Annotated in this window: 6 protein-coding genes and 2 pseudogenes; 7 read left to right on the top strand and 1 reads right to left on the bottom strand. The window is 68.7% G+C overall.

The window, feature by feature from the left end:
* Positions 1-1,718 (top strand): TonB-dependent receptor (locus IPK27_14380; protein MBK8068761.1); only part of this gene is annotated, 1,718 nt, incomplete at its 5' end.
* A gap of 80 nt (positions 1,719-1,798) precedes the next feature.
* Positions 1,799-2,074: pseudogene (locus IPK27_14375) on the top strand (carboxylesterase family protein).
* 205 nt (positions 2,075-2,279) lie between these two features.
* On the opposite strand, the gene IPK27_14370 reads toward IPK27_14375, so the two are convergent.
* Positions 2,280-3,638 carry a pectate lyase gene (locus IPK27_14370; protein ID MBK8068760.1) on the bottom strand — a complete coding sequence of 453 codons (1,359 nt, stop codon included), beginning with the start codon at positions 3,636-3,638 and terminating at the stop codon, positions 2,280-2,282.
* A gap of 94 nt (positions 3,639-3,732) precedes the next feature.
* Here IPK27_14370 and IPK27_14365 point away from each other — a divergent pair, with 94 nt between their 5' ends.
* The 5 genes and pseudogenes from IPK27_14365 (at position 3,733) to IPK27_14345 (ending at position 8,440) form a co-directional block, all read left to right on the top strand.
* The gene (locus tag IPK27_14365) at positions 3,733-4,593 is read left to right on the top strand and encodes a 2-keto-4-pentenoate hydratase (protein ID MBK8068759.1); all 861 of its coding nucleotides are present in this window, start codon (positions 3,733-3,735) and stop codon (positions 4,591-4,593) included.
* A pseudogene (locus tag IPK27_14360) lies at positions 4,587-5,586 on the top strand (TRAP transporter substrate-binding protein). The gene IPK27_14365 and the pseudogene IPK27_14360 overlap by 7 nt, the downstream one beginning before the upstream one ends.
* A 38-nt stretch (positions 5,587-5,624) precedes the next feature.
* Entirely contained in the window at positions 5,625-6,056 is a 432-nt protein-coding gene (locus IPK27_14355; GenBank protein MBK8068758.1) for a TRAP transporter small permease, read from the top strand.
* Between the two features lies 1 nt (position 6,057).
* Entirely contained in the window at positions 6,058-7,338 is a 1,281-nt protein-coding gene (locus IPK27_14350; protein ID MBK8068757.1) for a TRAP transporter large permease, read from the top strand.
* A 34-nt stretch (positions 7,339-7,372) separates the two neighbouring features.
* On the top strand, positions 7,373-8,440 hold the full coding sequence (locus tag IPK27_14345; GenBank protein MBK8068756.1) for a LacI family DNA-binding transcriptional regulator: 1,068 nt from the start codon (positions 7,373-7,375) through the stop codon (positions 8,438-8,440).
* Positions 8,441-8,765 lie beyond the last annotated feature (325 nt).

Here is an 8,765-nt window from a genome sequence, read left to right as displayed (position 1 = left end):
ACCTGGTCTACGGCGTCTTCGACAATGTCGACGTGCGTTCGGAATCGCGCTACGACGAACTCGACACGCGCTTCACCCAGTTCAGCCTGACCGGCGAGCACGAGGTCAGCGATCGCTTCCGCATCGACGGGCGCATCGGCCGCGCCGAGTCGAAGTTCGACAATCCGATCCAGACCACGATCACCCTGGACCGCGTGGACGCGGACGGGGTGGTCTGGGACTACCGCAACAACGACCGGTTGCCCTTGATCGACTACGGCTTCGACGTCACCGACCCGGCCAACTGGAGCTTCGCCAATGGCCTGTCCGAGATCCGTTTGCGGCCGCAGACCGCGGACAACACGCATTCGGTGGGCGAGCTGAATTTCGCCTTCGACATCAACGACGTGTTCACCCTCAAGGGCGGCTTTCTCTGGAAGGAGTACGCGTTCGAGACCACCGAAATGCGGCGCGCCTCGGAAACCGTGGTCCCCGCCCTGCCCGCTGGGACCTCGCTGGCGGACCTCAGCAACATCCTGCGCCTGAACGGCCTCAATGTGCCTAACGGCACCGACGTCAGCTGGGTGGTGCCCGACGCCGCGGCCTTCGCGCGCCTGTTCGACATCTACAGCAACAGCGGCATCTTCGCCTTGTCTTCCTCGGTGGCCAGCGCGCGCGGCAACAACCGCAGCGTCAAGGAAGAAGATTTCGGCTACTGGACCCAGCTCGATTTCGATACCGAAGTCGGCATGATCCCCCTGCGTGGCAACCTTGGCCTGCGCTACGTCGAGACCGACCAGCGCTCGACCGGCTTCGCCGTGGTCAACAGCACGCCGGTGCAGATCACCGTCGACCGCAACTATGACGATCTGCTGCCCTCGCTGAACCTGGTCGCCGAACTCAGCCCCGACGTGGTGTTGCGCTTTGGCGCAGCGAAGGTGATGTCGCGCCCTGGCCTCGGCAATCTGACGCCGGGCGTCACCGTCAGCGTCAGCGGCGGCAATCGCACCGTCACCGGTGGCGATCCCTTCCTCGATCCCTTCCGCGCGAAGACGGCCGACGTGGCGCTGGAGTGGTACTACGCGGAAGAGTCGCTGCTGTCGCTGGCCCTGTTCTACAAGGACATCGACAGCTTCGTGCAGACCTCGCGCGAGACCCGGCCGTACAGCACTTCCGGCCTGCCAGCCAGCCTGCTCGCAGGCACCGGCGCGACGGTGGACGACGACTTCCAATTCAACATCCCGATCAACACCCCGGGCGGCGAGCTGACCGGCGTGGAACTGTCCTGGCAGCAGCCGTTCGACTTCCTCCCGGCGCCGTTCAACGGACTCGGCGCGATCTTCAACTACACCTATGTCGACAGCCAGATCCAGTACCTGACGTCGAGCGGCGCCAACTCGCTGAACACCGATCTCGTCGGCCTGTCGAAGAACGCCTACAACGCCACCCTGTACTACGAGACCGAGCGCTTCGGCGTGCGCGTTTCGGCAGCCCATCGCAACGACTACCTGACCACCGTGCCGGGCCGCAACGGCGCCGATGTCGAGGGCACCAAGGGCACCACCACCATCGATGCCTCCGCCAGTTACAAGATCGACGACCACTGGGAGCTGTCCTTCGAGGCGCTGAACCTGACCGACGAGTTCAACGACCAGTGGGTGGACTCGATCGGCGACCGCGCGTCGGTCTATCACCACACCGGGCGCCAGTACATGCTCGGTGTGCGCTTCAAGTACTGATCGTCTTCGGCAGCCGCCGGCGCGCGTCGACCTCCCCCTTCGCGCGCGCCGGCCGGCAGCCGTTCCCGCCCGCCCCATTCATGACCGACCTGCCAGATCCGGTCGATCCGCAGCGGCGGCGCTGGCTTGAGCTGGCCACCCAGCTCCCTGCGCGCCGGGCGTCGCCGCGCGAGACCACCCGACGCCCCCCCCCCCCCCCCCCCCCCCCCCCCCTCCCGCAGACCGGTGGCATCCACGTATTCCGCGGGATCCCCTACGGCGCCGACACCGCCACCCGGCGTTTCCGCCGCGCGCAGCGCGAAGCCCCCTGGGAGGGCGTTCGCGAAGCCTTCGACTACGGCCCCTCCGCACCCCAGCCTGACACCCGCGCCGGGGGGGCGCCTCTGTGCGCCGCAGCAGTCGCTGGGCCGGCGGAACATCCTGCTGGTGGATCATTCCCGCCGCATCGAATGCGATTCGCCCGGCGGGGAACGGCGCTTGCGCGGGCGCCGCTCGTTCAGCGGGGAACGGCCTGAACCCGAGGCAGACGCAGGCCGGACTGGGCCCGGCTGGCGCTTGCGCTCACTTCGGCGGCGGCCTGCGCACCAGCGCCTTGCGCGGCTCCATCGTCGCCAGATCCCAATCGTCGGGCACAAACGCCGCCCGCGTCGCCTCGAACCTCGGGTAGCCCCCGACCTGGTCCTCATGGTCGATGATCCCCCCGCGTCCCTCGATCACATTGGCGACGATCCGGCGATCGACGTCATCGCGATCCCAGGGGCGGGCGCCTGCGTTCTCGATCACCCAGTCCTGCACCTCGACGCTCGGCCGCACGTGCACGCCAGTTGGCAGGGGCGGCGCCGGGATCTCGACCACGCGCGCGGCGCTGGTGGTGTAGCGGCCAAGTTGGGGCAGGTCGCGGCCGATCCGGTCCACCGCCAGGTTGTCGGCGGCGTGCAGGTGGAGGTCGGCGGCGCCGCCGATCATCAGCAAGGCAATCGGATCGCGTGTCGAGGGCCCCGCGCGCATCACGTTGCCCAGCAGCACCATCTGAGCCGGCAGGTATTCGTGGCCGACCCATTCTTCGGGAATCAGGTTGTAGTGCACGGCGCGCGCGCCTGGATCGTAGATCAGGTTGTTGATGACCTGGCCACGCACATCGCCCTTGAACATCGGGCTGCGTTCGTAGTTGTGTGCGTACAGATTGCCGTAGATCAGCAGGTCGCCGACGTGATCGTGGATCAGGCTGCCCTTGCTGTGCTCGCCCTTGGCGTGGGTCGAGTGGGCCAGCCCTTCGGCGATCAGGTTGTGGCTGAAGGTGATGCGTTGCGAGGTGGCGCGGCGAAAGTCCTCCGGCGTGCGCCCGCCTTCCACGAAGCGGGGACCAGAGGCGGACAGGTTTTCGTCGCTGGCCCAGGTCAGCGAGCAATGGTCGACAATCACGTCATGCGCGGCCACGGTCGAGATCGCATCGAAGTCCATTCCGCTGCCGGGTGCCGCGCCGGCGCTGCCGGGTCGCACTTTCAGATGGCGCACGACCACATCGTGGGTCTTGATGTCGATCCCACCGCGGATCAGCGTGATCCCGGGGTATGGCCCGGTTTGTCCAGCGATGGTCAGAAAGGGCTGCTCGATGACCAGCGTCTGCGCGCCGAGGTCGATCACGCCGCCGACCTCGAACACCACGATGCGCGGACCGGGTGTGCGCAGCGCCGCCGCCAGCGATCCCGGGCCGTCGGTGGCCAGCGTGGTCACCCGCAGGAGTTGCCCACCGCGCCCGCCGGGCGTCTGCGCCGCAGCACCAAGCGCCCCCGGGAAGGCAAGCTCGCGCTCCTCGGCCGGTGCGACCGTGCACGCGAGCAGCAGCAACCCTGCCAGTCCCGCACGGACGGCCGGGCGCAGCCCCGGGAAGTGCAACGCCTGTGCGCTGGTTGTGCTCACTGTCCTCTCCTGCGTTGAAAATGACACCGGTTTCCTCTATACCATGACCAGCGCCGGCCCGCACCCGGATGCCCGCACTGAGGACGTTGCGAACGTGCAACCGGATGCCGCCACCGCCTACCCCGAAGCGCAGTCCGATGCCGCCATCGCGCGGCGTTTCGTCTGCGCACGCCTGGCTGCGCGTGCGCTCCCCGGCTACCCGGGAGAGCTGCCGCGCAGTCTCGCGCAGTCCTACCGGCGGCAGGATTTCGCAATCGCATTGTGGCCCGACCGGGTCGTCGGCTGGAAAGTAGGCAAGATCCCGGGCGAATGGGTGCCGCGCGTGGGCGAGGAACGCTTGGTGGGGCCGATCTTTTCACGCCATGTGCAGCGCATCGCGGACGGCGGCGACGCCGCGCTGGCGGTGATCGATGGCGGATTCGCCGCGGTCGAGGCCGAGTACATCTTCCGGCTCGGCCAGGATGCGCCGCCGGACCGCCTGGACTACACCAGCGAGGACGCGGCGGCGTTCGTCTCGGCGCTGCACATCGGCATCGAATTCGCCGGCAGTCCGCTGGCAACGATCAACGAACTGGGGCCGGCGGTGGTGGTGTCGGACTTCGGCAACAATGCCGGATTGCTGCTTGGGCCCGAGATCGGCGACTGGCGGGCGCATGCGCTGGAGTCCCTGCGCTGCGAGACCTTCGTCGCCGGGCGGCTGGTCGGGCGCGGTGGCGCCGCGTCGATCTCGGGCGGCCCGCTCGCCGCGCTCGCCTTCGCCCTCGCCCGCTGCGCCCGGCGCGGGCGGCCATTGCGCGCGGGCGACCTGATCTCCACCGGCGCCAGCACCGGCATCCACGACATCCGCATCGGCGAGCGCGCGCGGGTCGAGTTTGCCGGCGGCGTGGTGCTGCACTGCCATGCCGAGCGCGCGCAGGCGCGCGCCGAATCTCCGCGGGACCCAAGGCCATGCTGACTCGACGCGCAGCGATCGGCGGGATCGCAGGCGGGCTGGCCACTGCCGCCCTGCCGCGCATCGCCCGGGCTACCGCAATCCGTGACGCTCGACGGCGCCGATGTGCACGTCGATGGCTATCCCACGGTGGCCGCGGCACGCTGGATCGGCAGCGAACTGGAGCGGGCGACCGGCGGTCGCCTGCGCCTGCGGCTCTACCACGCCGGCCAGCTCGGCCGCGAGGCGGATACCCTGAGCCTGGTGCGCCATGGCGCGCTCGCCCTCACCCGGGTCACGCTGGCCTCGCTGAACAACGCCTTCCCGGCGACCACCGCGCTGTCACTGCCCTACGTCTTCGACGACGTCGCGCACTTGCGGCGATCGCTGGACGGAACGCCCGGCACCACGGTCCTGCGCAGCTTCGAGGCGCGCGGGCTGATCGGCCTGTGTTTTTACGACGCGGGGGTGCGCAGCGTCTACAACACGCGCCATCCGGTCGTGTCGCCCGGCGACCTGAAGGGCCTGAAATTGCGTGTACCGCCCTCCGATCTGTTCATGTCGCTGATGCACGGTTTCGGCGTGAACGCGACGCCGCTGGCCTACGGCGAGGTCTACTCGGCGCTGCAGACCGGGCTGATCGACGGCGCCGAGAACAACTGGCTGAGTTTCCACAGCAGCCGTCAGTTCGAGGTGGCGAGGTACTGGTCGGACACCTTGCATTCGATGGTGCCCGATGTGCTGCTGCTGTCCGCGCGCGCTGACGCCCTGCTGGCGCCGGACGACCGCGAGCTGCTGCGCGACCTGGCACGGCGTTCGGTGCCGGTGATGCGCGAGCTCTGGGACCAGCGCATCGATGCCGCCCGCAGCGCGGCGCTGGCCAGCGGCGTGAAGGCGAATGCGGCCGACCTCGACGCCTTTCGCGCTGCAGCTCGTCCGATGGTTTCCGCGCAACTGGCGGCGCCCGGCTTGCGCGAGTTGCACGATCAGATCCGCTCACTGGCGGTGAGCGCATGAAAGGCCTTATGGATGGATTGACCCGCGCTGCCGTGTTGCTGGCGGCCGTGTCGCTGTTGCTGATCGCTGCAGTGCAGTTGTGGCAGGTGTATGCGCGCTATGTGCTGAATGACTCGCCCGGCTGGAGCGAGCCAGTCGCGCTGCTGCTGATGAACACGGCGCTGTTCTGTGGCGCCGCCGTGGGCGTGCGCCGGGAGCAGCATTTCAGCTTCTCACTGCTGCAGGACGCGGCGCCGCCGGCGCTGCAGCGCTGGCTGCGCAGCCTGTCGCAAGCGGTTGTCGGCGCACTGGGCGGGTTGCTGGTCTGGGGCGGCGGCGTGCTGTACGCGGCGGATGCGGGTGTCGCCATCGCCGGCACCCGCCTCAGCGAGGGCGTGCGCTACCTGCCGCTGTGCGTCGGCGGCGCCCTGATGTGCCTGTTCGCGCTGGAGCGGCTGTGGCTGATCTGGCAGTCGCGGGAGGAGCGCTGAAATGGCCATCGCCCTGTTGTTCGGCGTGTTTGCGCTGTTGCTGCTCGCCGGCGTCCCAGTGGCATTCGCCCTCGCCGCCTCGGCTGCAGCCACGGTGGCATGGCTCGACCTGCCGCCACTGGTGACGGTGATCGAGTTGGCGTCGGGTGCGAACTCGAGCACCCTGATCGCGATTCCGCTGTTCATCCTGACCGGCGAGATCATGCTTCGGGGCGGCCTGTCCGATCGCATCATTGGCTTTGCCGGGAGCCTGGTCGGGCACCTCCGCGGCGGACTTGGCCAGGTCAATGTGGTGGCGTCGCTGCTCTTCGGCGGCGTCTCCGGATCGGCCATCGCGGATGTGTCGGCGATCGGCGGCACCATGATTCCGCAGATGAAGCAGCGCGGTTTCGATGCGGATTTCGCGGTCAATGTATCGATCACGGCTGCGCTGGTCGCGCTGCTGGTGCCGCCCTCGCACAACCTGATCCTGTATTCGGCCGCAGCGGGCGGCAGCGTTTCGATCGCCGACCTGTTCGCGGCCGGCATCATCCCGGCGTTGATGCTGATGCTCTCGGTGATGACGACCACCTGGCTGATCGCGCGCCGCCGCGGCTACGCGGTGGAAGCCTTCCCGGGCGCGCGCGCCGTGCTGCGGCGCCTGGTGGTGGCGCTGCCCGGCCTGCTGCTGATCGGCCTGATCCTCGGCGGCATCCGGGCGGGCATCTTTACCGCGGTGGAGAGCGCGGCGATCGCCGTGCTCTACGCGCTGACGGTCGCGCTGCTGGTCTACCGGCAGCTGCGCTGGGCGGCCTTCGTGCGCATCCTGACCGGCGCGGTGCGCACCACCGGTGCGATCCTGTTCGTGATCGCGTCGGCGGCCGCCTTCGGCTGGATGCTGGCCTACCTGGAAGTCCCCACGGCTGCGGTGGCAGCGCTGCGCGCAGTGTCGGACAGCCCGACCATCGTGCTGCTGCTGATGGTCGCAGCGCTGCTGCTGCTCGGCACTTTCATGGACATGGCACCGCTGATCATCATCTGCACCCCGATCTTCCTGCCGGTCGCCAAAGCCTTCCAGATCTCGCCGGTGCACTTCGGCGTGATCCTCATTCTGACCGCCGGCATCGGCCTGATCACGCCGCCGGTGGGCTCGGTGCTGTTCGTCGGGGCCGGCATCGGCCAGATCCGCGTGGGCGAAGCCCTGCGCACAATCTGGCCCTTCTATCTTGCCGCGCTGACGGTGCTGCTGCTGGTGGCCTTCATCCCGGCGCTGTCGCTGTGGCTGCCGGCGGCATTGCGTTGACCGGGCCGCGGGTGGCTTCGCCTACAATCCGGCCATGAGTCCACGCACACCCACCCGCAAGCCCCCCGCCGCCGTCGCCGAAGCGCCTGCCGCCCCCGACAAGACCACCATCAACGACATCGCGCGCCTCGCCGGCGTTTCGAAGAAGACGGTCTCGCGCGTGCTCAACAACTCGCCGCTGGTGCGCGAGGACACCCGCGAGCGCGTGCGCGAGCTGATGCGCCAGCGCGCCTACGCGCCGGACCCCCAGGCCCGGGGACTCGCTTTCAGGCGCTCCTTCCTGATCGGGCTGGTGTTCGACAACCCGACCGCCCAGTACATCGTCAACATGCAGTACGGTGTGCTCGACGCCCTGCGCGACACCGGTTTCGAACTGGTGGTGCATCCCTGCGACAGCCGCAGCGCAGGATATGTCGACGGCGTCCGCCAGTTCGTGGCCCGGCAGAAGCTCTACGGCGTGATCATGATCCCGCGCGTGTCCGAGGATCAGGCGCTGGCCGATGTGCTCGCCGACGCCGGCTGTCGCTATGTGCGCATTGCGTCGGTCGCCTTCGACCAGCCCGAGCGCATGGTGCAGACCCACGACCGCGCGGCGAGTGTCGAGGTCGCGCAGTACCTGGAGTCCCTCGGCCACCGCCACCTCGGCCTGATCACCGGTCCGAAGCGCTACCGCTCGGCCATCGAGCGCGGCGAGGGCTTCACCGAAGGACTGCGTCTGCGCGGCATCAAGCTACCCACCAGCGCCGTTTACGAAGGCGGCTACACCTTCGAATCCGGCGTCGCGGGCGCCGAGCAACTGCTCTCGCAGAGCCCGCGCCCGACCGCGATCTACGCCTGCAACGACGAAATGGCCGCCGGCGTCTACAAGGCCGCCCTGCGCATGGGCCTGTCGATTCCCGGCGACCTCTCGGTCGTCGGCTACGACGACAGCCCGCTGGCGCCGCAGTTGTGGCCAGCGCTGACGACGGTGCGCCTGCCGGTCCGGGACGTCGGCCGCCAGGCGGCGAACCTGCTCCTGGCCGATTTCCGCGGCCAGAGCCCGGCGCCGGTAGCGGTGTCGCCGCACCTCGTGGTCAGGGATTCCTGCCAGCCGCCGCGCTGAGCTTGCGTTGATGGGGGTTGGGCTTCGGGATTCGCGCTTGGGGCTTTGGGCTTTGGGCTTTGGGCTTTGGGCTTTGGGCTTTGGGCTTTGGGCTTTGGGCTTGGGGCTTCAAGATCAAGAGCAAGCTTCGGCCTGCGGCCGAGTCACTTCTCTTTGAGTGGCCGGATGGCCAAAGAGAAGTAACCAAGAGAAAGGCCACCCCCCCGCGCCCCCGCGCACAGTCCCGCCCCGAAAGGCCTGCGCAACTCGCACATCCCTGCTCGGACATGCTCGCTTTCCCTTGATCCAGCTCCGCTCCTCGGCGCTCCCGAGGGGCCCCATTTTC

This window comes from Rhodanobacteraceae bacterium (genome assembly GCA_016713135.1).
Taxonomy (GTDB): domain Bacteria; phylum Pseudomonadota; class Gammaproteobacteria; order Xanthomonadales; family SZUA-5; genus JADKFD01.
The sequence above is the reverse complement of the archived record's forward strand: the minus strand, read 5'-3'. Positions and strand labels throughout refer to the sequence as shown.